General features: G+C 70.5%; 21 protein-coding genes. 13 read left to right on the forward strand and 8 right to left on the reverse strand.

Annotation, left to right across the window (positions count from 1 at the left end; genetic code table 11):
* The first annotated feature begins 165 nt into the window (after nucleotides 1-165).
* On the forward strand, nucleotides 166-1617 hold the full coding sequence (locus tag H9Y04_RS12035) for an amino acid permease (protein ID WP_308800957.1): 1452 nt from the start codon (nucleotides 166-168) through the stop codon (nucleotides 1615-1617).
* Nucleotides 1618-1648: 31 nt separating this feature from the next.
* Here the strand turns inward: H9Y04_RS12035 and H9Y04_RS12040 are convergent, their stop codons facing one another.
* Nucleotides 1649-2848, reverse strand: a complete 1200-nt coding sequence (locus H9Y04_RS12040; protein WP_187813799.1) for an FUSC family protein — start codon at nucleotides 2846-2848, stop codon at nucleotides 1649-1651.
* Nucleotides 2849-3226: 378 nt separating this feature from the next.
* Here H9Y04_RS12040 and H9Y04_RS12045 point away from each other — a divergent pair, with 378 nt between their 5' ends.
* From H9Y04_RS12045 to H9Y04_RS12055, 3 genes are read left to right on the forward strand one after another with little or no spacing between them, the layout of a single operon-like run.
* Entirely contained in the window at nucleotides 3227-4708 is a 1482-nt protein-coding gene (locus tag H9Y04_RS12045) for an AlkA N-terminal domain-containing protein (protein WP_187813800.1), read from the forward strand.
* Nucleotides 4708-5217 carry a methylated-DNA--[protein]-cysteine S-methyltransferase gene (locus H9Y04_RS12050; RefSeq protein WP_187813801.1) on the forward strand — a complete coding sequence of 170 codons (510 nt, stop codon included), beginning with the start codon at nucleotides 4708-4710 and terminating at the stop codon, nucleotides 5215-5217. The genes H9Y04_RS12045 and H9Y04_RS12050 overlap by 1 nt, the downstream gene beginning before the upstream one ends.
* A gap of 59 nt (nucleotides 5218-5276) precedes the next feature.
* Nucleotides 5277-6404, forward strand: a complete 1128-nt coding sequence (locus tag H9Y04_RS12055) for a MerR family transcriptional regulator (protein ID WP_214661171.1) — start codon at nucleotides 5277-5279, stop codon at nucleotides 6402-6404.
* A 52-nt stretch (nucleotides 6405-6456) separates the two neighbouring features.
* Here the strand turns inward: H9Y04_RS12055 and H9Y04_RS12060 are convergent, their stop codons facing one another.
* Complete coding sequence (locus tag H9Y04_RS12060; protein ID WP_187813803.1) at nucleotides 6457-7182, reverse strand: SIR2 family NAD-dependent protein deacylase; 726 nt, start codon at nucleotides 7180-7182, stop codon at nucleotides 6457-6459.
* A 180-nt stretch (nucleotides 7183-7362) separates the two neighbouring features.
* Here H9Y04_RS12060 and H9Y04_RS12065 point away from each other — a divergent pair, with 180 nt between their 5' ends.
* Nucleotides 7363-8526 (forward strand): low temperature requirement protein A, encoded by a 1164-nt coding sequence (locus tag H9Y04_RS12065; protein ID WP_187813804.1) that lies wholly within the window; start codon nucleotides 7363-7365, stop codon nucleotides 8524-8526.
* 108 nt (nucleotides 8527-8634) lie between these two features.
* On the opposite strand, the gene H9Y04_RS12070 is transcribed toward H9Y04_RS12065, so the two are convergent.
* On the reverse strand, nucleotides 8635-9801 hold the full coding sequence (locus tag H9Y04_RS12070) for a glycerate kinase (RefSeq protein WP_308800958.1): 1167 nt from the start codon (nucleotides 9799-9801) through the stop codon (nucleotides 8635-8637).
* Between the two features lie 155 nt (nucleotides 9802-9956).
* Between H9Y04_RS12070 and H9Y04_RS12075 the strand changes: the two genes are divergently transcribed.
* The 3 genes from H9Y04_RS12075 (at nucleotide 9957) to H9Y04_RS12085 (ending at nucleotide 13049) form a co-directional block, all read left to right on the forward strand.
* The gene (locus tag H9Y04_RS12075; RefSeq protein WP_187813805.1) at nucleotides 9957-11696 is read left to right on the forward strand and encodes a BCCT family transporter; all 1740 of its coding nucleotides are present in this window, start codon (nucleotides 9957-9959) and stop codon (nucleotides 11694-11696) included.
* Nucleotides 11696-11902 (forward strand): hypothetical protein, encoded by a 207-nt coding sequence (locus tag H9Y04_RS12080; RefSeq protein WP_187813806.1) that lies wholly within the window; start codon nucleotides 11696-11698, stop codon nucleotides 11900-11902. The genes H9Y04_RS12075 and H9Y04_RS12080 overlap by 1 nt, the downstream gene beginning before the upstream one ends.
* A 91-nt stretch (nucleotides 11903-11993) precedes the next feature.
* Nucleotides 11994-13049, forward strand: coding sequence for an ADP-ribosylglycohydrolase family protein (locus H9Y04_RS12085; protein ID WP_187813807.1), 1056 nt, complete (start codon nucleotides 11994-11996; stop codon nucleotides 13047-13049).
* Between the two features lie 492 nt (nucleotides 13050-13541).
* Here H9Y04_RS12085 and H9Y04_RS12090 read toward each other — a convergent pair whose 3' ends face one another.
* Complete coding sequence (locus tag H9Y04_RS12090; protein WP_187813808.1) at nucleotides 13542-14741, reverse strand: PucR family transcriptional regulator; 1200 nt, start codon at nucleotides 14739-14741, stop codon at nucleotides 13542-13544.
* A 205-nt stretch (nucleotides 14742-14946) separates the two neighbouring features.
* On the opposite strand from H9Y04_RS12090, the gene H9Y04_RS12095 reads away from it, so the two are divergent.
* The 5 genes from H9Y04_RS12095 to H9Y04_RS12115 are packed head-to-tail and all read left to right on the forward strand — an operon-like array spanning nucleotide 14947 to nucleotide 19807.
* Nucleotides 14947-15756: an ABC transporter ATP-binding protein gene (locus tag H9Y04_RS12095; RefSeq protein ID WP_187813809.1), complete on the forward strand. Its 810-nt coding sequence runs from the start codon at nucleotides 14947-14949 to the stop codon at nucleotides 15754-15756.
* Nucleotides 15753-16535 carry an ABC transporter ATP-binding protein gene (locus H9Y04_RS12100; RefSeq protein WP_187813810.1) on the forward strand — a complete coding sequence of 261 codons (783 nt, stop codon included), beginning with the start codon at nucleotides 15753-15755 and terminating at the stop codon, nucleotides 16533-16535. The genes H9Y04_RS12095 and H9Y04_RS12100 overlap by 4 nt, the downstream gene beginning before the upstream one ends.
* Nucleotides 16532-17422 (forward strand): branched-chain amino acid ABC transporter permease, encoded by an 891-nt coding sequence (locus H9Y04_RS12105; RefSeq protein ID WP_187813811.1) that lies wholly within the window; start codon nucleotides 16532-16534, stop codon nucleotides 17420-17422. The genes H9Y04_RS12100 and H9Y04_RS12105 overlap by 4 nt, the downstream gene beginning before the upstream one ends.
* Nucleotides 17415-18542: a branched-chain amino acid ABC transporter permease gene (locus tag H9Y04_RS12110; protein WP_187813812.1), complete on the forward strand. Its 1128-nt coding sequence runs from the start codon at nucleotides 17415-17417 to the stop codon at nucleotides 18540-18542. The genes H9Y04_RS12105 and H9Y04_RS12110 overlap by 8 nt, the downstream gene beginning before the upstream one ends.
* Entirely contained in the window at nucleotides 18539-19807 is a 1269-nt protein-coding gene (locus tag H9Y04_RS12115) for an ABC transporter substrate-binding protein (RefSeq protein WP_187813813.1), read from the forward strand. Before H9Y04_RS12110 ends, H9Y04_RS12115 begins: the two co-directional genes overlap by 4 nt.
* Before the next feature lie 344 nt (nucleotides 19808-20151).
* On the opposite strand, the gene pssA is transcribed toward H9Y04_RS12115, so the two are convergent.
* The 4 genes from pssA to H9Y04_RS12135 all read right to left on the reverse strand — a co-directional run bounded on the left by pssA (nucleotide 20152) and on the right by H9Y04_RS12135 (nucleotide 23547).
* Nucleotides 20152-20934, reverse strand: coding sequence for a CDP-diacylglycerol--serine O-phosphatidyltransferase (gene pssA / locus H9Y04_RS12120; RefSeq protein WP_093607321.1), 783 nt, complete (start codon nucleotides 20932-20934; stop codon nucleotides 20152-20154).
* Nucleotides 20935-20989: 55 nt separating this feature from the next.
* Nucleotides 20990-21646 (reverse strand): phosphatidylserine decarboxylase, encoded by a 657-nt coding sequence (locus H9Y04_RS12125; protein ID WP_187813814.1) that lies wholly within the window; start codon nucleotides 21644-21646, stop codon nucleotides 20990-20992.
* A gap of 169 nt (nucleotides 21647-21815) precedes the next feature.
* The gene (locus tag H9Y04_RS12130; RefSeq protein WP_187813815.1) at nucleotides 21816-23021 is read right to left on the reverse strand and encodes an acyl-CoA dehydrogenase family protein; all 1206 of its coding nucleotides are present in this window, start codon (nucleotides 23019-23021) and stop codon (nucleotides 21816-21818) included.
* 22 nt (nucleotides 23022-23043) lie between these two features.
* Nucleotides 23044-23547, reverse strand: coding sequence for a MaoC family dehydratase (locus H9Y04_RS12135; protein ID WP_187813816.1), 504 nt, complete (start codon nucleotides 23545-23547; stop codon nucleotides 23044-23046).

Here is a 23547-nt window from a genome sequence, read left to right on the forward strand (position 1 = left end):
CAAGCTCCTCCGGAGTCATACCCCCAGCGAACTACCAACTCCAGAACCTGACCAGCCACCTAACAAAGTCCTACTAGCAGCACGCGGCATTACGGGGATATCGCCCTCCTCGGGGATAGAACAGGCAAATGCCCTGTTCAGCCCGCCGAAGGTGAGCACGCCCCCGTGACCAAGGACCTCGACACCTCTCCCGCCGCCGAGCCCGCCGATCCCGATCCGGAGGTCGTCCTCGACGTAGGCGACGCCGGATACAGCAAGACACTCAAGCCGCGCCACATCAGCATGATCGCGATCGGCGGCGCCATCGGCACCGGCCTGTTCCTCGGCGCCGGCGGCAACCTCGCCAAGGCGGGGCCCGGACTCGCGGTCGCGTACGCGGTGTGCGGCGTCTTCGCGTTCTTCGTCGTCCGCGCCCTGGGCGAACTCGTGGTGCACCGGCCCTCGTCGGGCGCCTTCGTCAGCTACGCGCGCGAGTTCCTCGGCGAGAAGGGCGCCTACGTCGCGGGCTGGATGTACTTCCTCAACTGGGCGACCAGCGGCATGGCCGACATCACGGCCATCGCGCTGTACGTGCACTACTGGTCGATGTTCACCTCGGTCCCGCAGTGGGTGCTCGCGCTGATCGCGCTGGCGATCGTGCTGAGCGTGAACCTCATCTCCGTCCGGCTCTTCGGGGAGATGGAGTTCTGGTTCGCCATCGTCAAGGTGGTCGCGATCGTCGCGTTCCTGCTCATCGGCGTCTGGGTGCTCGCCACCCGGCACCCGGTGGACGGGCAGGTGCCCGGACTCCATCTCCTGAGCGACAACGGCGGCCTGTTCCCGCTCGGTGTGCTGCCGGTGGTCCTGGTCGCCCAGACCGTCATCTTCGCGTACGCCTCGATCGAGATGGTCGGCGTCACGGCGGGCGAGACGGCGAAGCCCCAGGAGGTGGTCCCGAAGGCCGTGAACTCGATCATGTGGCGCATCGCCGTCTTCTACGTCGGCTCGGTCTTCATGCTGGTCCTGCTGCTGCCGTGGACCGCCTACTCCGGCAGCCAGAGCCCCTTCGTCACCGTGCTCTCCGGGCTCGGTGTGCCGGCCGCCGGCGGGCTGATGAACATGGTCGTCCTGACCGCGGCGATGTCGAGCCTCAACTCCGGGCTGTACACGACGGGCCGCATCCTGCGCTCGATGGCGATGGCGGGCTCCGCGCCCGGGTTCACCTCGCGGATGAGCCGCAGCAACGTGCCGTACGGGGGCGTGCTCCTGACGTCGGCCGTGATCCTGTGCGGTGTCGCGCTGAACGCCTGGCTGCCGGACAAGGCCTTCGGCATCGTCACCAACATCGCGGCGCTCGGCATCATCGCCACCTGGTGCATGATCATGATCTGCCACCTGGCGTTCGTCCGCCGCGCCAACCTCGGGCTCGCCGAACGCCCGGCGTTCCGGCTCTGGGCGGCTCCCTGGGTGAACTTCCTGACGCTCGCCTTCCTGCTCGGCGTGATCGTCATGATGTGGTTCGACACGGACGGCCCGGGCCGCGAGACGGTCCTGCTCATCCTGCCGATCGCCGCCGCCCTTGCCTTCGGCTGGTACCGCGTACGGTCACGGGTCCGCGATCCGCTGCAGCGGCTGTGAGGTGAGGCTCTGACCGGGGGCGCGGGACCGCTCAGTCGCGGAAGGCGCGCTGATGCGGTCCCAGCTGCGGATCCAGCTCGTGCAGCACCTTGCGGGCGTCCTCGAGAATCCCGGCCGTGCACAGCTCGCGCCAGTCGGCGTACGCGGCCTGCTGCGTCAGCGCACAGGTCAGGAAGCTGGTCTCCGCGGCGCCCAGGAGGCTGCGCAGCCGCTCCCGCAGCTGCGGTGTCGGGCTGTCGTGCAGCAGCCGCGGCTCCGCGAGGACGGCGAGCGTCGAGGCGAGGTCCGCGAGCAGCTGGTCGAGGCCTTCGGGAGTGCGGGTCGGCTCCGGGCGCAAGGCGCGGTCCTCGTGCGACCAGTGCAGGGCAGGCGGCCTGCCCTCTCGATACGTCAGGTTGTACAGGCCCCGTGCGATGCCGCGTATCTGATGTCCTACGTGATCGAGGCAGCGGGTCGACTCGATGAGCCGCTCCACGCGCAGGGTCGCGTCCCGGGTGTGCGGGCGCCAGCGGTTGGCGTCCTCGGCCGCGGCCACCGCCGTACGGACCTTGGTGAGGCGCTCGGACAGCGCGCGGGCCCGCTCGACCCACTCACCGCTGTGCGCGTCCCAGTTCCCGTCCCGCAGCTGCTCGGACATCTCATTGAGAAGCTCGCTCATCTGCCCCGAGAGGTGGGCCAGCTTCTCCGAGGCGCGCCGTGCGAACGGCGGCGGCGGTACGGCGAGTCCGACGGCCGCGCCGATGGCGACGCCGAGCAGATTCGCCGCGAGCCGGTGGACGCCGTAGTCGAAGTGGCCCGGCACGCCCATGACCAGGACCGCGGTCAGGGCGATCTGGTGCACCTGGCCGCCGAGCCGGAGCAGCCGTCCCGCGCACATGCCGACGAGCACGGTGGCGAACATCGTCAGCGGGGTCACGCCGACCGTCATCGAGGCCGTCAGACCCAGCGCGCCGCCGAAGGCCACCCCGGCCCCGCGGTGGAAGGCCCGCCGCGCGGTGCCGTACGGGGTGAGCTGACAGGCCAGCATCGCGCCGACGGGAGCGAGATCGGGCGCCGAGAGGTCGAGCAGATCGGCCGCCACCCACCACGCGAGCGCACTGGCCAGCGCGGCCCGCAGCACGAGGTTCGCGTCGCCGAACTGGGGGACGGCGCGGTCGGTGAGTGCCTTGAGCTGAGTGCGCGCAGGGGAGCCGGGCTCGGCGGCGGCCGATGTGCTGGCAGGCTGGGTCATGGTGCGGCTCGAGGTTCGTCGGTGTGATGGCGGGCCACCCACCACTGTCCCTCCGGCCACCTGCCCGACCCTGCGGTCTTTGGACCCGAATCCGCCGCCATTGCTCCCTGATCCACCCGTGCAGGGCGACACCCCCGCACCTGGGCCCGCGGGGCTCCGCCCCCTGCACCCCCCACCTGGGCCCGCGGGGCTCCGCCCCCTGCACCCCTGCACCTGGGCCCGCGGTGCCTGCACCCCTGCACCTGGGCCCGCGGTGCCTGCACCCCTGCACCTGGGCCCGCGGTGCCTGCACCCCGCACCCCGACCTCCCCACCCAGCCCGCACGTCCATGTCGGATTTCCGCCAGCCAAGCCACCTGCCTTGTACGAAGCTGTCCGTATGCACACCGAGACCGAGCGCTGCCTGCGAGCCGTCCAGTCCAAGGACGCACGCTTCGACGGATGGTTCTTCACCGCCGTGCGCACCACCGGCATCTACTGCCGCCCGAGCTGCCCGGTGGTCGCACCCAAACCCCAGAACATGACCTTCCTGCCCAGCGCCGCCGCCTGCCAGCAGGCCGGCTACCGGGCCTGCAAGCGCTGCCGTCCCGATGCCACCCCGGGCTCCCCGGAGTGGAACCACCGCGCCGACCTCGTGGCCCGCGCCATGCGCCTGATCGGCGACGGCGTCGTGGACCGCGAAGGCGTTCCAGGGCTCGCCGCGCGGCTCGGCTACAGCGCCCGGCAGGTCGAGCGCCAGCTCCAGGCCGAACTCGGGGCGGGCCCTCTCGCCCTGGCCCGCTCCCAGCGCGCACAGACCGCGCGGCTCCTGATCGAGACGACCGCCCTGCCGATGGCGCAGATCGCCTTCGCGGCGGGCTTCTCCTCGATCCGTACCTTCAACGACACCGTACGAGAGGTCTTCGCCCTCACCCCCGGAGAACTGCGCACCCGCGCGAGCGGCCGCCGCGGCGAGAGCGCCCCGGGCGTCCTGAGCCTGCGGCTGCCGTTCCGCAAGCCGCTCAACCCCGACAACCTCTTCGGGCATCTCGTCGCGACCGCCGTACCCGGGGTCGAGGAGTGGCGCGACGGAGCGTACCGGCGCACGCTGCGTCTGCCGTACGGGCAGGGCGTGGTCGCCCTGACCCCGCAGCCGGACCACATCGCGTGCCGGCTCTCCCTCACCGATCAGCGCGACCTCACCGTGGCGATCAGCCGCTGCCGCCGCATGCTCGACCTCGACGCCGACCCGGTGGCGATCGACGCGCAGCTGAGCACCGACGCGCTGCTCGCGCCGCTCGTCGCGAAGACGCCGGGCCGGCGGGTGCCGCGCACGGTGGACGAGGCGGAGTTCGCGATCCGCGCGGTGCTCGGCCAGCAGGTGTCCACGGCGGCGGCCCGTACGCACGCCGGCCGCCTGGTCGAGGCGCACGGCGAGCGGATCGACGATCCCGAGGGCGGACTCACCCACCTGTTCCCCGCCCCGCAGACACTCGCCTGTCTCGACCCCGAGACCCTGGCGATGCCCCGCACCCGCCGCACGACCCTGCTCACCCTCATCGGCCAACTCGCAGACGGCACCCTGCACTTGGGCCCCGAGAGCGACTGGAACGAAGCGCGCGCCCGGCTCGCCGCGCTGCCCGGCTTCGGACCCTGGACCATCGAGGTGATCGCGATGCGGGCGCTCGGCGACCCCGACGCCTTCCTGCCCGGCGACCTCGGCGTCCGCAAGGCCGCCGAAGGGCTCGGCCTCAAGTCAACCCCGGCCGCGCTCACCGCGCGTGCCGCCGCCTGGCAGCCCTGGCGCGCGTACGCGGTCCAGCACCTGTGGGCCACGGACGACCACCCCATCAACTTCCTCCCCGTACAAGGAGATTCGTGATGCGCACGCACACCGTGATGGACAGCCCGTACGGACCGCTGACCCTGGTCGCGACCGACGGAGTCCTGTCCGGCCTCTACATGACCGACCAGCGCCACCGCCCGCCGCAGGAGACCTTCGGCCTGCCGGACGACACCGGATTCGAGCCGGTCGTCGAGCAGCTCACCGCGTACTTCGCGGGCGAGCGCACGGACTTCGACCTGCCGCTGCACCTCGACGGCACGGAATTCCAACGCACCGTATGGGCCGAGCTGTTGAAGATCCCGTACGGCGAGACCCGCACCTACGGCGAACTCGCCGAGGCCCTCGGCAACCCCGCCGCATCCCGCGCCGTCGGCCTCGCCAACGGCAAGAACCCGGTCGGCATCATCGTCCCCTGCCATCGCGTCGTCGGCGCGAACGGCAGCCTCACCGGCTACGGCGGCGGCCTCGACCGCAAGCGGCAGCTCCTTGACTTCGAACGGAAGGGGGCGTGCGATCCGAACGGGGTGGCCGACGCGCTCTTCTGACGGGCCGCTCAACATCCTTTTCCCGCCCGTCCCTTGACCCTCACGTGACGTGATGCCGCATGGTCGTAGGCGTGGAAGATCACCTGACAGTGGGACGTGTGGCCGAGCTGGCCGGAGTGAGCGTCCGCACGCTGCACCACTACGACGAGATCGGCCTGGTCCACCCGTCCGCGCGCACCGCGGCCGGGTACCGGGCCTACTCGGCGGCGGACGTGGAGCGGCTGCGGGAGGTGCTCGCCTTCCGGCGGCTCGGCTTCGGACTGCGCGAGATCGCGGATCTGGTGGACGACCCGGCCACCGACGCGGTCGCGCGGCTGCGCCGCCTGCGCGGGCTGCTACTCGAACAGCGCGACCGAGCCGCCGCCATGGTGACGGGCATCGACAGGGAACTGGAGGCACGGGCCATGGGAATCGAGGCCACGTCGGAGGACCAACTGCGCATGGTCGGGGCGCAGTTGTACGAGACGATCGGGTCCGCGTATCCCGCGACCCGGCGCACCGATCCGCGGATCGCCGCGAGCATCTGGGCGGCGCTCGGGGACGCGCGGACCGTACTGAACGTCGGCGCGGGCACCGGATCGTACGAGCCGGCCGACCGCGAGGTGACCGCGGTGGAACCCTCCGCCGTCATGCGCGCCCAGCGTCCGGCCGGCGCGGCGCCGTGCCTGGACGCGAGTGCGGAGAGCCTGCCGTTCGAGGACGGCGCCTTCGACGCCGCGATGGCCGTCAGCACCGTGCACCACTGGCACGACCCGATCGCCGGGCTGCGGGAGATGCGGCGGGTGGCCAAGCGCGTCGTGGTGTTCACCTACGACGCCAGCTCCACCGGCTGGCGCGACCGGTTCTGGCTCACGCGCGACTATCTGCCGGAGTTCGCCGGACTGCTCACCGACTGGCCCTCGCTCGCCGATCTGACCCGGGCGATCGACGGCCGCGCCGAGCCGGTGCTGATCCCGTGGGACTGCGCCGACGGATTCTTCGAGGCCTACTGGCGCCGGCCCGAGGCATACCTGGAGGAACATGTGCGCCGCGCCGTCTCCGTGTGGACCCGGGTCGGCGCCGAGGCCGAGCGGCGGGCCGTGGACGGACTGCGCGAGGACCTGGCCTCGGGCCGGTGGGCCGAGCGCAATCGCGACGTGGCCGCGCTCGACACCGCCGACCTGGGCCTGCGCCTGCTGGTCGCTTGAGTCTGCTGGTGACCTGTGCCCGCTGGTGGCCTCAGCCTGCGCCCTCGTGTGCCTAGGCGCCCAACTGCCCCAGCAGCTCCGGCAGTACGGTCCCGATCGGCTCCCGTACGACCTCGGCCGCCATCGCGTCGTACGGCGTCGGATCGGCGTTGACGATCACCAGACGCGCACCGTGCTCCGCGGCGATCCCGGCGAGCGAGGCGGCGGGCTGTACCTGAAGGCTGCTGCCCACGGCGAAGAACACCTGGCACGCCTTCGCGATGCTCATCGCCTCACCGATCACCATCGGGTCGAGCCGCTCGCCGAACATCACCGTCGCCGACTTGAGCACCCCGCCGCAGGACCGGCAGGCCGGATCCTCCTCACCGGCCTCGACCCGGGCGAGCGCGTCCTCCATGGGGCCGCGGTCATGGCACTCGATGCACACCACTTCCCGTGCGGTGCCGTGCAGTTCGAGCACCTTGCGCTCGGAGAGACCGGCGCGCTGATGCAGTCCGTCCACGTTCTGCGTCAGCACCCGTACAGGGATACCGCGCTGCTCGAGGCCGGCGACGGCACGGTGCGCGGCGTTGGGCTCCGCGTGCCGCGCGGACCCGTTGAGCCGCATCTGCCAGGCGCGGCGCCGGATCTCCGGATCGCGCACGTAGTAGTCGTACGTGACGAGCTTCTCGGCCTCGGGGTCGCGCCGCCACAGTCCGTTGGGCCCGCGGTAGTCGGGGATGCCCGAGTCCGTGGAGACACCGGCACCGGTGAGGAGCGCGACGAGTGGCTTGGTCATGGGGCGAGGGTACGGAGTGCGGGGTGCGAGGGCGAACCGGTTTTCCACGGCCATGCCAGGGCCGTTCCAGGGGCCCCGGCCTGTCGACGGCCGCCGCACCCGCCTCCGAACCGGTACGAATCCGCCTGTCCGTACCCGATCGCCCCCGCCGCGTCCCGGATTCCTGCTGAGCTGTCGACCATGACCCGAATGACCGCCCGCAGCCGGCACGAGCAGCACCGGGCGGCGACGCCGCTCGAGCTCCTCTTCGACCTCTGCTTCGTCGTCGCCGTCGCCCAGGCCAACTCCCGTCTCGTGCATGCCTTCGCCGAAGGTCACTGGCAGCAGGGGATCACCGGCTACCTCGCCGTGTTCTTCGCGATCTGGTGGGCCTGGATGAACTTCACCTGGTTCGCCTCGGCCTACGACACGGACGACGCCCTGTACCGCGTCGTGACCCTCGTCCAGATCACCGGCGTGCTCATCCTCGCCGCCGGAGTCCCGCGCGCCTTCGACGACGGGGACTTCACGCTCGCGGTCATCGGCTACGTGGTGATGCGGCTCGCCCTGACCTTCCAGTGGCTGCGCGCCGCGCACGGCACCGCGGATCAGGCCGAGAAGCGGGTAGCCCGGCGGTACGCCATCGGCCTCGTGCTGACCCAGCTCGGCTGGATCGGCATGCTGTTCGTGCCCGACGCGGCCCGCGGCTATGTGTTCATCGCGCTCGTCCTGGCCGAACTCGCCGTGCCCGTGGTGGCGGAACGCGACTGGGCCACGCACTGGCATCCGCACCACATCGCCGAGCGCTACGGCCTGTTCACACTGATCGTCCTCGGCGAGACGATCGCCGGGGCCACCGTCGCCGTACAGCAGGCCGTGGACGGAGACGGGCACGGCAGCCTCGACGGTCTCGTTCCGCTGGCCGCCGGCGGACTGCTCCTCGTGTTCTGCGCGTGGTGGATCTACTTCGCGGTGCCCATCCACGAGCACCTCGCCTCCAACCGGCAGGGCTTCGTCTGGGGCTACGGCCACTTCCTGGTCTTCGCCGCGGCCGCCGCGATCGGCGCGGGCGTGGAGCTGGCCGTCGAGCAGTCGGTCGGCGAGGCACACATCTCCGAACGCGCGGCCGCGGCGGCCGTGACCGTGCCCGCGGCGCTGTTCTTCCTCGTCGTATGGCTGTTGCACGCACGCCACTTCAAGCGCACCCTCGCCCAGCAGCTCACGCTGCCGGCCGGCGCCCTCGCCATCCTTCTGTGCACCTTCGCCGGATCCGCAGGGGTGCCGCTCGCCGGGGTGGCGGCCGCACTCACCGTGGCCGTGGGGTATGTGCTCAGCAGGCGGAATGCGGAGCCTGCGGTGGCGTGACCGGGGACGGATGCGCGGGCCGCGGCGGCCCGGCGCCCGGCCGGGGGCGGGGCCTCACAAGGCCCCGCCCCAGCAGGTGCTCGGCTCGGAGAGCCGCCCGCTGTCGGATCAGCTCAGGAAGTCGCGGGCGATCTGCTCCGCCACCCGCTCCAGGATCGGTCCCGCCTCGGCGATGCACTTGGCCACGTCCGGCTCGACCGAGGTGAGCGGGTACGCACGGCGGATGCCGGCCTTGCCCAGGGCCTCCGGGGGCAGGGCGAGTCGGCCGCACACCGCGACGACCTCGACACCGGCCGCACGCGCCGCCGCGGCGACACCCGCCGGGGCCTTGCCGTGCAGGGTCTGCTCGTCGAGGGAGCCCTCGCCGGTGATCACCAGCGTGGCGCGCGAGAGCGCGGGCGCGAAGCCCAGCACGTCGAGCATGACCTCGATGCCCGGACGGAACCGCGCACCGAGCGCGACGAGCGCGCCGTAGCCGATACCGCCCGCGGCGCCCGCACCCGGGGACGCGGCGAGCTCGGCGGCCTTCGACCCGATGGACTTCTCCAGGACCTGCGCGAAGTGTCCGAGCGCGGCGTCCAGGGTCTCGACGTCCTCGGGCGTCGCGCCCTTCTGCGGACCATAGACCGCGGGCGCGCCCTTCGGGCCGGTCAGCGGGTTGTCGACATCGCTCGCGAGGACCAGGTCCACCTCGGCGAAGCGCGGGTCGATGCCCGACAGATCCGCGGTGGCGAGATCGGCCAGCGGACCGCCGCCCGCGCCGACCGCCTCACCGGCCGCGTCGAGGAACTTGGCGCCCAGCGCGGCCAGCATGCCCGCGCCGCCGTCGGTCGTGGCGCTGCCGCCGACACCGAAGACGATCGTGCGCGCACCCGCGTCGAGCGCCGCGAGCAGCAGCTCACCGGAGCCGTACGTGGTCGAGGTCAGCGGCGCGAAGACACCCTCGGGGAGCAGCTGGAGACCGGAGGCCTCGGCCATCTCGACCACGGCGGTGTCGCCCCGTAGCGCATAAGCGGCCGTGACGGGCTCGCCCAGCGGGCCCGTGACCTCGACCTCGCGCCGCTCGAAGCCGCCCGCGACCGCCGCCGCCACCGTGCCGTCGCCGCCGTCCGCGACGGGCAGGGCCTCGACCGCGAGCTCCGGCAGCACACGGCGCAGCCCGGCCGTGACCCGCTCAGCGACCTGCACGGCCGTGAGCGAACCCTTGAACTTGTCCGCGGCTATCAGCACCCGGCTCGCACTCGCCGAGTGAGCCGTCTCTGCAGCGTCCGCCACCTTGGTTCCCCTTGCTTTCGGGCCTTGCTCGCGTCAAGGCAGTCGCGCCGCCCCGACCTTAACCGGAGCAAGGGGTCCCTGCCCATGGCCGCCCGTGCGCTGAGACGGCGCGCCCAGGCGAAAAACACCACTATTTCCGACCATAGTGGGGCGCCATGAGCACGGAAACGATCGATCAGAACGGCCCCGCAGAACCTCCGGGACCCCCCGGACGCACCGACGCCGCCGAGCCCGGCGGCCCCGCCGAGGAGCGCGAACCCGACCTCACTGTGGTCGGCATCGGTGTCGCGGCCGTCGTCGGCGTCGTGGCCTGGGCCGCGATCGGCAAGAAGTCCTTCGACAGCGCCTCCTCGACCGCACTCGCCTGGGTCCTGGAGAACTTCGCCTGGCTCTTCGTGATCGCCGCGGACATCTTCCTGGTGCTCTGCGCGGTGATCGCCGTCAGCCGCTTCGGCCAGATCCGCCTCGGCCGCGACGACTCCGAGCCCGAGTTCACCAACCTCGCGTGGATCGCGATGATGTTCAGCGCGGGCATGGGCATCGGCCTGATGTTCTACGGAGTCGGCGAACCGCTCCAGCACTATCTGAGCCCGCCGCCCGCGGCCGCCGGGGTCGAGCCCGGCACGGACAGCGCGGCCGGCACGGCGCTGCAGTACTCGTTCTTCCACTGGACGCTCACGCCCTGGGCGATCTACGGCATCGCCGGCCTCGCGCTCGCGTACGCGGGCTTCCGCAAGGGCCGCGGCAACCGGCTGAGCTCGGTGTTCGTCCCGCTGATCGGCGAGCGCAGGGCGGCCGGCTGGCCCGGCCGCCTCATCGATCTGCTCGCGGTCTTCGCCACGGTCTTCGGCACCGCGACCAGCCTCGGCGTCGGCGCGCTCCAGGTGGCCAAGGGCCTCAACCTGACCACGGGCGTCGAGGACTCCACCTCGCTCGAAGTGATCATCATCGTGGCGCTCGGCGCGGCCTTCGTCGGCTCCGCGTTCTCGGGCCTGCACAAGGGCGTCAAATGGCTCTCGACGCTCAACATCGTGCTCGCCGCCTGCCTGATGGTCTTCATCTTCGTGCTCGGCCCGACCGTCTACATCCTGGACGCGATCCCCGCGAGCGTCGGCAACTACCTGATCAACCTCGTCCCGATGGCCACCCGCACCGGAGCCTTCACCGACAGCTCCTGGCTGGGCAGCTGGACGATCTTCTACTGGGCCTGGTGGATGTCGTGGGCGCCCTTCGTGGGCACCTTCATCGCGCGGATCTCGCGCGGCCGCACGATCCGCGAGTTCCTCATCGGCGTCCTGCTCGTGCCGAGCGCGGCGACCGTGGTGTGGTTCTGCGTCATGGGCGGTACGGGCATCCGCCTCGACGCCACCGGCAAGGCCGACATGGCGGGGCAGATCTCCGAAGGCCCGGAGGCCGCGCTGTTCGCGATGCTCGACGCGCTGCCGATCGGCACCGTCACCTCCTGGATCGCGATGATCCTCGTGATGACGTACTTCGTCACCAGCGCCGACTCCGCCTCGCTGGTGATGGGTTCGCTGACCAGCCGCGGAGCGCTGCACCCGAAGACCTGGCTGGTGGTGGTGTGGGGTGTCCTGATGGCCGCGGTCGCCGCGGTGCTCCTCGTCGCCGGCGGGCTCAACTCGCTGCAGAGCGCCACCATCCTGGTCGCGCTGCCGTTCGTCATCGTGATGCTGGCGCTGTGCTGGGCGCTCCTGAAGGAACTCCGCGAGGACCCGGGCGCGGGCCCGCGGCGCCACCACGCGCTGCACGGTCTGCGGGACGCGGTCAAGGCGATGGTCGGCGACGCGATCACCGAACAGTCCCCGACCCGCCACCACCGACTGCGCAGGGCCATCAAGTCCCGCAGCCAGGACGAGGATCCGGGGAGCCCGTGATGCGCGCACGAGAAGCGGGGGCCCTGGCGGCCGCGGTGGTCTCGGCCCTGACGCTGGCGGCGCCCGCGGCGGCTGCCGCCCCTTGGCCCGAGCCGCTCGTCAGAACCGGGGACATCGACGTACTCGAAGACGTACTGGAGCACATCAGCGTGCCCTTGGGAGAGGGCGGCAAGGCGGTGCATCAGCTGTACGGGGCGGAGAAGTAGTGCGGTTCGCGGAAGCGGTGCCGGTCGGCGATGTGGTGGGGGTCGGGGAAGCGGTGCGGGTCGGCGATGTGGTGCGGGGTAGACCCAAGCCATGACGGATACGGACCTGAGCGACCGGATCCTCGGCGGCTGGCTCGGCCGCATCGCCGGCAACATGCTGGGCAAGCCGGTCGAGCGGGGCGACTACTGGACGCGGCAGCGCATCGACGCGTATCTGCGCCGCTTCGACGCGCTGCCGCTCACCGGCTATCTGCCCGAACCCGTGGGCTGCGAGGGCGAGTTCGAGCTGCGGCCCGAGTGGCGCTCGTGCGTACGGGGGCGGGTGCACGGCAGCTGCCGTGACGACGACATCGACTACGCGATCCTGGGGCTCGAGCTTCTGGAGACGTACGGGTTCTCGTTCAGCACCGAGCAAGTGGGGGAGCTGTGGCTGCTGCGGCTGCCGTTCCTGCAGACGTTCACGGCCGAGCGGGTGGCGTACCGCAATCTGGCGAACGGTCTGAAGCCGCCGCTGACGGCCACGTACGACAACCCGTACCAGGAGTGGATCGGTGCGCTGATCCGTGCCGACATCCACGGCTGGACCCATCCGGGGCAGCCGCGGCGGGCGGCGGCGATGGCGCGGCGGGATGCGGTGCTCTCGCATACGGGGAACGGGGTGTACGGGGCGATGTGGGCGGCGGCGCTGATCTCGGCGGCGTTCACCGCGTCGTCCGTGCGTGAGGCGCTCGACGCCTCGCTCGCCGTCTTCCCCGCGAGCAGTCGGCTTGCGCGGACCGTGCGTCGGGTGATGGCGCTGTACGCGTCGGGGCTGACGTGGGAGTCCACGCTGGAGGCGGTGGAGGCCGAGGTCGCGGGCCTCGACTGGATCCACACCGTTCCCAACGCTGCGGTCCTCACGGCCGGGCTCCTCTACGGCGAGGGCGACTTCACCTCGACGATCGCGCTCACGGTGCGGGGTGGTCTGGACACGGACTCCAACGGGGCGACGGCGGGGTCGGTGGCCGGGGTGCTGTGCGGGGCCTCGGCGATCCCGCCGGAGTGGGTGGATCCGCTGGAGGACCGCGTACGCAGCGCGGTCTTCGGCTGGGACGGAGTGTCGATCACCTCGCTGGCGTCGCGCACGCTGGCGTTGGCGAACCCGTGACGTCACGGGGGCTCTGCCCCCGGGCCCCCGCTGGTGGCTGCGCCCCCAGGCCCCCGCTGCTGGGGGTGCTGCTTCGTGTCCGGCGTTCTGCCGGTGCGTTTTGCCGCCTGCGGTTCGTCTTCTGGGTCGGTGCCGGGGTGGGGTACCTGGTTTTCGGGCAATGTGAGCCGGTACCGAGGGACTCGCGTTGTCGTCTCGGACCGCCCGAAAACCAGGCACCCCACCCCGTCCCCTCCGGCCGTCTCGCGGGTGCACATTTCAGCCCCTGCGGCGATTGAGCAGATCCGCACGAAGTGCGGATGCGGGGGTGCAGGGGGCGAAGCCCCCGCGGGCCCACCCACCCGGGGTCTCCGCGAAAGGGGGTCCGGGGGCGAAGCCCTCGGTTTCGGGAAGGGGCGGGGCGGGGAGAAAAGCCCGCCGCAGGCGCCACCCACCCGCAGCCGACGACGAAACCGCAGGCAGGCGCCACCCCACCGCAGCCCAGAACGCACCTCAGCCGACCGCCAACCGATGCGCGTCCAACGCCAGCGTCATCTCCGTGAGATCCCGCGGCCGGGACAGATCGCGGCCCGTGAGCTGTTCGAGGCGGCGCAGGCGGTTGAAGACGGTGTTGCGGTGGCAGTACAGGCGGCCGGCGGCGCGGCCCGCCGAGCCCTCGCAGTCGAGCCAGGCGTCCAGGGTCTCCAGGAGGACCGCCCGGTCGGCGGGGTCAAGGGACATCAGCGGGCCGAACACGTCCTGGACCAGGCGGGCGGCCAGCTCGGGCTGTCCGACGACCAGGGCCGTGGGGACGCGGCGGTCGAGGCGGACGATCGCCGTCGAGTCCGGGGGACAGGTGCGCAGGGCGAGTTCGGCGAGGCGGCGTGCCCGGCCGAGTTCCGCGAGGCCGCTGACCACGGGTGAGATCCCGCCGGGGCCGGTGCACCCCGAGTCGAGCAGTCCGGACAGGGCGTCCAGGCCGACCGATGCGTCGAGGGCCGCGACCCCCAGCTCGCAGTCCGCCCGCATCCGCCAGACGAAGCGGACGCCCGTCGCCCGTATCAGCCGGTGCAGTTCGCTGCCGTCGCGGCGGTCGAGCGGCAGCACGACCACCGCGTACCGGCCCTGCTCGGGCAGGTCGAGTCCGGCCGCGGCGCGCGAGGTCAGCTCCGGTGCGGCCTGGCCGTCGAGCAGGGCGTCGAGCAGTGCCTGCAGACGCTCGTCGGTCCGGCGGCGCAGTTCGAGCTCCGTCGCGCGGTACGCCTCCGAGAGCGTGTCCTCCTGGTCGTTGACCGCCGACCAGACCATCGAGGCCGACTGCATCAGGACCGGCAGCCGCTCCGGGTGCCCGGGGCGCTGCGCCTCGGCGAGCAGTTCGTCCCAGACGAGCCGCCCCGCCTGCCGGTACGCGTGCACCAGGAGGTTCAGCGGCAGGCCCTGCTGGGCGCTGCGCCGGCCCACCCACTCCGCGCGTTCCAGGTCGCGGCGCGGCGAGTGCTTGGGCGCGCAGATGGACTCGATCCCGATCCGTATCGAGACCTCCGCCTGCTGCCAGTGCTGGTCGTAGGGGATGACGTGTTCATAGGTGGGTGAGTGGGCGTCGAGCAGCCGAAGATGCCCGTCCACCAGGTCCGGAACGCGCGTGAGCAGTGCTTCGCACGTCTCGGCGAGCACCTTCCACTCCTGCTTCGTACGAGGTCCTCGAGCCGCCATGAGCGCCGAGGATGCCACCTGCGACCCCGGGCGGATAGGCCCCTGACACGGGGTCTTGTGCAGCAGCACAACGGCCGGGGGCCTCGTCTGGTCATGGGCAACGTTTCATTACTGACCCGTAGACATACCGGCTGGTCGGTGCTGATTCTGTGCCGACCCCAAACCGCGCTGCCCCTTGATGGGCCCGGCTTTCGAAAGGGGAGCCATGCAAGGTGCCGCACTCTCCGTGCGCGACCTGTCGGCGTCCTACGGACCCGTGCGTGCCCTGCGCTCGGTATCGCTCGATGTGCCCGAAGGCGGTGTCGTCACCGTGCTCGGCGGCAACGGCGCCGGGAAGTCGACGCTCCTGCGCGCCATCTCCCGCACCCTCGCCTTCCACGGCGGTTCCGCCACCGGGACCGTGCACTTCGACGGAAAGCCGGTGCAGGCCCACGGGGCCGACCGGATCGTCGCGCAGGGCATCTGCCAAGTACCGGAAGGGCGGCAGGTGTTCGCCCGGATGACCGTCGAGGACAACCTGCGCGCCGGAGCGCTCGGATCGCGCGGTGACCGCACGGCCAAGTCCGCGGCGCTGCGCCGCGTGCACGAGCTCTTCCCGGTGCTCGCCGAACGCGCCCACCAGCGCGCGGGACTGCTCTCCGGCGGCGAACAGCAGATGCTCGCCGTCGGCCGCGCGCTGATGGCCGAGCCCAAGCTGCTGCTGCTCGACGAGCCCTCGCTCGGCCTCGCGCCGATGATGGCGACGCGGATCGCCGACACCATCCGGGAGATCAACTCCCAAGGTGTCTCGGTCCTGTTGGTGGAGCAGAACGCCGCGCTCGCGCTCAAGCTGGCGACGACCGCGTACGTACTCGAAGTCGGCGAGGTCACCCTCTCCGGCAACGCCGACACGCTCGCCGCCTCCGACGAGGTGCGCCGCCGCTATCTCGGCGTGGTCGACGAGGATGCCGCAGCCGATGCCTCGCAGGCCGCCGCCAAGCACCCCGTCCTCACGCGCTGGGAGGAGGCCCGATGATCGTCCCCGCACTCGAAGTACGGGAACTCACCGTCCGGTTCTCCGGGCTCACCGCCCTGGACGCGGTGGACTTCACCGTGGCGCCCGGCACCGTGCACGCGGTCATCGGGCCCAACGGCGCGGGCAAGTCCACCTGCTTCAACGTCCTTTCGGGCGTCTACCGGGCCACCTCCGGCAGCGTCCGCTTCGGAGATCAGGAACTGACCGGCGAGCCTCCGCACCGCATCGCCGCGCTCGGTATCGCCCGCACCTTCCAGAACCTGGCCCTGCCCCCGCGCGCCACGGTCGCCGACTCGCTCCTGCTCGGCCGCCACCGCCTCACCCGTACCGGCTTCGTGGCCGCGGGACTGCGTCTTCCGCAGGCCGTACGGGAAGAGGCGCGGCACCGCGAACGGGTCCGGGAGATCGCCGCGTTCGTCGGCATCGAGGAGCACCTGGACAAGCCCGCGGGCTCCCTGCCGTACGGCCTGCAGAAGCTCGCCGAGCTCGCCCGCGCGCTGTGCATGGAGCCCAAGCTCCTGCTGCTCGACGAGCCGGTGGCCGGCATGACCGCCGACGAGCGGCGCCGTACGGCAGGAGTGATCGCGGGTGTACGCGACAGCCTCGGAATCTCGATCGTCCTCGTGGAGCACGACATGGGCATGGTCATGCGGCTCGCCGACTCGGTGACCGTTCTCGACTTCGGCAAGCGCATCGCCGACGGCACCCCCGCAGACGTACAGAACGACCCGGCAGTGGTACGCGCCTACCTCGGCCAGAGCGAGGAGACCGCGTCATGAGCACCTTCATAGAACTGCTGCTCAACGGCGTCTCCATGGGCTCCGTGTACGCCCTGATCGCGCTGGGCTTCGTGGTCATCTTCAAGGCCACCGAGGTGGTCAACTTCGCGCACGCTTCACTGCTGTTGGCGGGCGGCTACGTCACCGCGGTGCTGCACGAGGACATCGGCTTCTGGCCGGCGCTCATCGTCGGCATCGTGGGCGCGGGCCTGGTCGGTGCCGCGATCGAGTTCCTGGTGATGCGGCGCTACCGGGGCAAGGACCACAGCGTCCTCGCGATCGCCACGATCGGTGTGGACATCCTGCTCGTCACCGATCTGACCCGCCGTATCGGCACCGATGTGCTCGCGGTCGGCGACCCCTGGGGCGACTCGCTCCTGGAGATCGGTCCGGTGACGATCGCGCACACCCGGATCGCCGCGTTCCTGGCGGCCGGGCTGCTCATCACCGCGTTCCTGCTCGCCTTCCGCTACACCTCCTGGGGTGTGGCGATGCGGGCCGCCGCCGAGAACGCCGAGACCGCGGCCCTCATGGGCATCCGCCTCGGCCGGGTCTCGCTCGGCGCCTGGGCCGTCGCCGGCGGGCTCGCCGCGGTGGCCGCGCTGTTCCTGACGGTGTTCCCCACACCCGGCCTCGAACGCGCCACGTCGCTCGCCGCGCTGAAGGCCTTCCCCGCCGCGATCCTCGGCGGCCTGGACTCCACCACGGGCGCCCTGGTCGGCGGACTGATCGTCGGGGTCACCGAGTCCCTCGCGACCGGCTACCAGAGCGATCTCACCTTCCTCGGACGCGGACTCGGCGAACTCGCGCCCTACCTCGTCATGGTCGCGATCCTCCTCGTCCGCCCCGCAGGCCTGTTCGGTACGAAGGAGCTCGCCCGTGTCTGACCTCCTCACCAAGCCGGCCGCGGACGCGCCGGCCGCCCGCACCCGGAAGCTGCCGGGCCCCCGGATCTACGTATGGATCGCGGGCGCCGTGCTGCTGCTCGTGCTGCCGTTCTACCTGGAGCGGTTCTGGCTGCAGGCCGGTCTGTTCGCGATGGCCGCTGCGATCGGCGCGATCGGGCTCAACCTGCTCACCGGCGCCACCGGCCAGCTCTCCATGGGCCATGCCTTCTTCCTCGCGGTGGGCGCGTACGGATACTGCGCCTTCGCCGGGGACGGGGACGACGGCCTCACCGGGCTCGGTCTTCCGACCGGGATCGCGATGGTCCTCGCCGTCGGGCTCGCGGGCATCGCGGGCGGCGTCTTCAGCCCCATCGCGGGCCGGCTGCGCGGCGCCTACCTCGGTATCGCCACGCTCGCGCTGATCTTCATCGGCCAGCATGTGCTGTTCAACGCGCACGATCTGACCGGCGGCTTCAACGGCCGTGACGTACCGCCCCTCAACCTCTTCGGCCTCACCTTCGACGACAGCGAACTCATGGTCGCCGCCGTGCCGTTCGGGGCCTCGGAGAAGCTCTGGTACCTGGGGCTCGTGCTGCTCGCCGCGGGCGGTCTGTTCGCCCGCGGGGTGCTGCGCGGCCGCCCGGGACGCGCCATGAACGCCATCCGCGACCACCAGATCGCGGCCGGGGTGATGGGCGTGCCCGTCGCCCGCTACCGGGCCGCGGTGTTCGTGCTCTCCTCCATGTACGCGGGCCTGGCGGGCGTCCTGCTCGCCATGGTCTTCCAGCGCACCGTGCCCGAGTACTTCGGCATGGTCCTCTCGCTCGAATATCTCGCCATGATCGTGATCGGTGGCCTCGGTTCGGTCTCCGGTGCCGTCGTCGGCGCGGTCTTCGTGTCCTTGCTGCCCCAGATCCTCACCCGCTACAGCGACTCGCTGCCGCTGGTCTCCGACGTCGGTACCGGCGGAGTCAGTCCGGGTGAGGCCGCGAAGTACCTCTACGGCGCCGCCCTCGTGGCCGTCGTGCTCTTCCTGCCGGGCGGTCTCGTCCGCCTCGCCGCCCGGCGTACACAAGCAACTCCAGGGGAACCCTCCGGCTCTGAAGGGAACGACCGATGACAACAGCGCGTGCACACAGGAGGAAGGCCACGGCGGCGGCGATCGCCGCGGTCCTGGCCATCGCGGGAGCGGCAGGCTGCAGCTCCAAGGCGAAGGACAAGGACACCGGCAAGGCGGGCGCCGGCGGGGTGAAGACCGATGTGGGCGTCACCGACAAGACCATCAAGCTCGGCGCCCTGACCGATATGACCGGTGTGTACGCCACCCTCGGCAAGAGCGTCACCCAGGCCCAGCAGCTCTACGTGAAGCAGACCAATGCCGCGGGCGGCATTTGCGGTCGCCAACTGGAACTCACGGTCCGCGACCACGGATACGACCCGCAGAAGGCCGTCGCGGGCTACACGGAGCTGGAGCCGGAGGTGCTCGGCTTCGCCCAGTTCATCGGCTCGCCGTTCGTCGCCTCCGTCAAGCAGCGCATCGACGCGGACAAGCCCCTGGTGCTCCCGCAGGCCTGGTCGGCCTCGCTGCTCGGCTCCGATTACGTGCGGGTCCTCGGCTCCACGTACGACATCGAGACGATCAACGCGATCGACTTCCTGATGAAGGAGAAGGGGCTCAAGAAGGGCGACAAGCTCGGTCATGTCTACTTCGAGGGCGACTACGGCGAGAACGCGCTGTCCGGCTCGAAGTACATGGCGGAGCAGAACGACCTGACCATCGTCGAGCAGAAGATCAAGCCGACCGACAACGACATGACCGCGCAGGTCGCCGCGCTCAAGAAGTCCGGCGTCAAGGCGATCGTGATCAGCGCGGGCCCGCGCCAGGCGGCCTCGCTCGTCGGTGTCGCGGCGGCCGGCGGCCTCAAGGTGCCGATCATCGGCAACAACTCCGCGTACGCCCCGCAGCTGCTCGCCACCCAGGCGGCGCCCGCGCTGGAGGCGATGTACTACGTGGCCACGCCGGCCCTGCCCATCGGCGACGACGCCGAGGGCCCGAGCAAGCTGGCCGCGGACTACACGGCCGCCTACCCGAAGGACGCCCTCGACAACGGCGTCGTGGCGGGCTGGACCGCCGCCAAGACCATGGGCGAGGCGCTCACCCGGGCCTGCGAGAAGAAGGACCTCACGCGCGACGGCGTGGACAAGGCCCTGCTGAGCATCAAGGACTGGAACGCGGGCTTCGGCGTCCACGACTTCACGGACCCGAACGCGCCCTCGTCCCTGGAGAGCGTGATCATCAAGCCCGACAAGGCCGCGAAGGGCGGCTCGTCGGTGGTCCGCGAGCCGGAGGTCTCGGAGGCGGCGCAGAGCTTCAAGCGCTCCTGACCGAGGCGGCAGCACGCAGGCGGGGCCCGAACCGTTCCGGTTCGGGCCCCGTCCCGCTATGCGGCCGTGAGCCGGGCCGCGAAGGGCGCGGAAGGCCCGCTCCGAGGTCCTGAACGAGGATCTGCCGGACGATCCGGCCGAGTGCCCGGCCCTGGGCCGTCAGCCGCCTCGCGGACGCTCAGCTGGGCGACGAGGCGCTCTCCCGGGCCAGTCCCGCTTCGCCGCGCCCACGGATACGCAGCCCTGACGCCCGCCCAGCCCACCGGACCCAGCCCAACAGGCCCAGCCCAACGCGAAGGGGCCCCACCGAAAACGGTGGGGCCCCTTCGTCACGTACGAACAAGCTAGGGCAGCTGCGCCGCCCGCGCCTCACGCCGGTTGTCCCGGAAGTTGTTCACCCGACGAGCCGTGGCGAACAGCGGAATCACCGCACCGAGCACGAGCTGCAGCGCACAGCCCGTCTGCAGCAGCAGCTGTCCGCCGGGAGCGTCGAACGCCCACGCCGCCAGCAGACCCATGCTGAGCACGATCCACGACAGCATCGCGACGGCCAGGCGGCCGCGCGGCTTCGGGTACTCGACCCGCGAGACCATCAGCCAGGCCGTACCGGCCACCGCGAGCAGCGTCGCGATGAACGGCAGCTCGAGCAGCACGATCGACACCACGGTCAGCGCGCCGAACGGTGAGGGCATGCCCTGGAAGGTGCCGTCCTTCACCGTCACGCAGCTGAACCGCGCAAGCCGCAGCACCACCGCCAGCAGCACCACGATCGCCCCGACCGCGGCCACCTTCTGGTGGGCGCCGTCCGTCACCATGCCGTACACGAGCACGAAGTACGCCGGCGCGAGGCCGAAGCTGATCAGGTCCGAGAGGTTGTCCAGCTCGGCGCCCATCGGCGAGGAACGCAGCTTGCGCGCGACCAGGCCGTCGAACAGGTCGAAGACGGCCGCGCACAGCATCAGGATCACGGCCGTGGCCGCGCTGTGCCGCGCCATGCCGACTTCCTCGCTGCCCGTGAAGTGCGGGATGAGGATGCCGGTGGTGGTGAAGTACACCGCCATGAAGCCACACGTGGCGTTACCGAGCGTGAGGGTGTCCGCTATTGAGAGGCGGAGCGACAGAGGCATTTCCTCCTCGTCGTCCTCCTCGGCCTCGGGAACCCAGCCGGCCTGTGTATCAGGATCAACCACGGTCAATGCGAGTCACCCCAGCCACGGTCTTCTGCCCCACTTCCACATCCACCTCGATGCCCTCGGGCAGGTAGATGTCGACACGCGAACCGAAGCGGATCAGGCCGATGCGCTCGCCCTGCTCGACCTTGGTGCCCTGCGGCACGTACGGCACGATGCGACGCGCGACCGCTCCCGCGATCTGGACCATCTCGATGTCGCCGAGCTCGGTGTCGAAGTGCCAGACAACGCGCTCGTTGTTCTCGCTCTCCTTGTTGAACGCCGGGACGAAACCGCCGGGGATGTGCTCGACCGACGTCACCGTGCCCGCGAGGGGCGCGCGGTTGACGTGCACGTTCAGCGGGCTCATGAAGATCGCGACGCGGGTGCGTCCGTCCTTCCACGGCATGATGCTCTGCACCACACCGTCGGCCGGGGAGATGACCCGGCCCTGAGCGATCTCGCGCTCGGGGTCGCGGAAGAACCACAGCATGCCCGCCGCCAGGGCGGTGGCGGGTACAGCGACGGCCTTCGCGGCGCCGGAGCGGCGCGAGCGGACGAGGCTGAGAGCTGCGGTGGCGACGGTCGGCAGAAGCCACGGCGACGCTCCGCGAGCAAGGCGTACGCCGAGGCGGCTGTCGCTTGGTGCAGAGTTCTGGCTGTGGGGCATGGATGACCTTCGTAGCGGATGATGCCGCGCGGTGACGGGGGACGGCGGCTTTCCCGGGATGGTAGCGGTTGCGCACCGCAACTGGGCAAGCCAGGAAGCCGAGTCGGAGGCCGAAGAGCGCTCACAGGGTGTGATCTTCGCCCTTGACCAATCACCCCAAACGGGACGTTCAGCCCTGAACTCGATATTCCTCGAGCAGCCTTCGACCAATGATCATTTTCTGGATCTCGGCGGTACCTTCACCGATCAGCAGCATGGGGGCTTCGCGGTAGAGACGCTCGATCTCGTACTCCTTGGAGAAGCCGTATCCGCCATGGATGCGGAACGCGTCCTCCACGACTTCTTTGCAGTACTCGGAGGCGAGGTACTTCGCCATCCCTGCTTCGAGGTCGTTTCGCTCCCCAGTGTCCTTTTTGCGCGCTGCATTCACCATCATCGCATGCGCCGCTTCCACCTTGGTGGCCATCTCGGCCAGCTTGAACTGAATCGCCTGGTGGTGGGCGATCGGCTTACCGAAAGTGTGACGCTGCTGGGCGTAGGAGACGCCGAGTTCGAATGCACGTTGTGCGACGCCACAGCCACGCGCAGCGACATTCACACGGCCGACCTCGACACCGTCCATCATTTGGTAAAAACCTCGGCCCGTCTCACCACCCAGGACGCGATTGGCCGGAATTCGCAGGCCGTCCATGATGAGTTCGGTGGTGTCGACCCCCTTGTAACCCATCTTGTCGATCTTTCCCGGAATGGTCAGGCCCGGGCGGACCTCGCCGAATCCCGGTTCCTTCTCGATCAAGAAGGTCGTCATCGACTTGTGGGCCGGGGTGCCCTCGGGGTGTCCTTCGTCACTTCGTACGAGAACGGCGACCAAAGTTGACGTTCCGCCGTTGGTCAGCCACATCTTCTGGCCGTTCAGGACGTACTCGTCGCCGTCCTTGACCGCCTTCGATGTGATCGCCGACACATCGGAGCCCAGACCGGGTTCGGACATCGAGAACGCGCCGCGGACCTCGCCGGCGGCCATGCGCGGCAGGAAGTAGTCCTTCTGCTCCTGCGTGCCGTGCTGCTTGAGCATGTACGCCACGATGAAGTGCGTGTTGATGATCCCGGACACGGACATCCAGCCGCGCGCGATCTCCTCCACGCAGAGCGCGTACGTGAGCAGCGACTCGCCCAGACCCCCGTACTCCTCGGGGATCATCAGCCCGAAGAGCCCCAACTCCTTGAGCCCGTCGACGATGTCCTGCGGGTACTCGTCGCGGTGCTCGAGCCCGGTGGCGACCGGAATGATCTCTTTGTCCACGAAGTCCCGTACGGTGGACAGGATTTCCTGCTGGATGTCCGTCAGGCCGGCGGTCTGGGCGAGTCGTGCCATGTCTCAGCGCTCCTGCACGTAGTCAGTTGGAAGGGGTCGGGCGGCCGGGCTGTTCGCCGCCGCGCTCCTTGATGTACGTCTCGGTGGGGACCATGACCTTGCGGCGGAAGACGCAGACGAGCGTGCCGTCCTGCTTGTAGCCCTTGGTCTCGACGTAGACGATCCCGCGGTCGTTCTTCGACTTCGAGGGCGTCTTGTCCAGGACGGTCGTCTCGCCGTAGATCGTGTCGCCGTGGAAGGTCGGCGCCACGTGCTTGAGCGACTCGACCTCCAGGTTGGCGATCGCCTTGCCGGAGACATCCGGCACGGACATGCCGAGCAGCAGCGAGTAGATGTAGTTGCCGACGACGACGTTCTTGCCGAAGTCCGTCGTCTGCTCCGCATAGTTCGCGTCCATGTGGAGCGGGTGGTGGTTCATGGTGAGCAGGCAGAAGAGGTGGTCGTCGTACTCGGTGACCGTCTTGCCGGGCCAGTGCTTGTAGACGGCGCCGATCTCGAACTCTTCGTAGGTGCGGCCGAACTGCAT

This window comes from Streptomyces polyasparticus (assembly GCF_014493765.1).
Lineage (GTDB): Bacteria > Actinomycetota > Actinomycetes > Streptomycetales > Streptomycetaceae > Streptomyces > Streptomyces polyasparticus.

Excerpts from the sequence above, each read along its gene's own strand:
- H9Y04_RS12075 (WP_187813805.1), top strand. The coding sequence starts at position 9,957 with ATGAGCACGGAAACGATCGATCAGAACGGCCCCGCAGAACCTCCGGGA.
- H9Y04_RS12065 (WP_187813804.1), top strand. The coding sequence starts at position 7,363 with ATGACCCGAATGACCGCCCGCAGCCGGCACGAGCAGCACCGGGCGGCG.
- H9Y04_RS12115 (WP_187813813.1), top strand. The coding sequence starts at position 18,539 with ATGACAACAGCGCGTGCACACAGGAGGAAGGCCACGGCGGCGGCGATC.
- H9Y04_RS12055 (WP_214661171.1), top strand. The coding sequence starts at position 5,277 with ATGGTCGTAGGCGTGGAAGATCACCTGACAGTGGGACGTGTGGCCGAG.
- H9Y04_RS12105 (WP_187813811.1), top strand. The coding sequence starts at position 16,532 with ATGAGCACCTTCATAGAACTGCTGCTCAACGGCGTCTCCATGGGCTCC.
- H9Y04_RS12130 (WP_187813815.1), bottom strand. The coding sequence starts at position 23,021 with ATGGCACGACTCGCCCAGACCGCCGGCCTGACGGACATCCAGCAGGAA.
- H9Y04_RS12050 (WP_187813801.1), top strand. The coding sequence starts at position 4,708 with ATGCGCACGCACACCGTGATGGACAGCCCGTACGGACCGCTGACCCTG.
- H9Y04_RS12060 (WP_187813803.1), bottom strand. The coding sequence starts at position 7,182 with ATGACCAAGCCACTCGTCGCGCTCCTCACCGGTGCCGGTGTCTCCACG.
- H9Y04_RS12135 (WP_187813816.1), bottom strand. The coding sequence starts at position 23,547 with ATGCAGTTCGGCCGCACCTACGAAGAGTTCGAGATCGGCGCCGTCTAC.
- H9Y04_RS12040 (WP_187813799.1), bottom strand. The coding sequence starts at position 2,848 with ATGACCCAGCCTGCCAGCACATCGGCCGCCGCCGAGCCCGGCTCCCCT.
- H9Y04_RS12080 (WP_187813806.1), top strand. The coding sequence starts at position 11,696 with ATGCGCGCACGAGAAGCGGGGGCCCTGGCGGCCGCGGTGGTCTCGGCC.
- H9Y04_RS12045 (WP_187813800.1), top strand. The coding sequence starts at position 3,227 with ATGCACACCGAGACCGAGCGCTGCCTGCGAGCCGTCCAGTCCAAGGAC.
- H9Y04_RS12125 (WP_187813814.1), bottom strand. The coding sequence starts at position 21,646 with ATGCCCCACAGCCAGAACTCTGCACCAAGCGACAGCCGCCTCGGCGTA.
- H9Y04_RS12090 (WP_187813808.1), bottom strand. The coding sequence starts at position 14,741 with ATGGCGGCTCGAGGACCTCGTACGAAGCAGGAGTGGAAGGTGCTCGCC.
- H9Y04_RS12085 (WP_187813807.1), top strand. The coding sequence starts at position 11,994 with ATGACGGATACGGACCTGAGCGACCGGATCCTCGGCGGCTGGCTCGGC.
- pssA (WP_093607321.1), bottom strand. The coding sequence starts at position 20,934 with ATGCCTCTGTCGCTCCGCCTCTCAATAGCGGACACCCTCACGCTCGGT.
- H9Y04_RS12100 (WP_187813810.1), top strand. The coding sequence starts at position 15,753 with ATGATCGTCCCCGCACTCGAAGTACGGGAACTCACCGTCCGGTTCTCC.
- H9Y04_RS12095 (WP_187813809.1), top strand. The coding sequence starts at position 14,947 with ATGCAAGGTGCCGCACTCTCCGTGCGCGACCTGTCGGCGTCCTACGGA.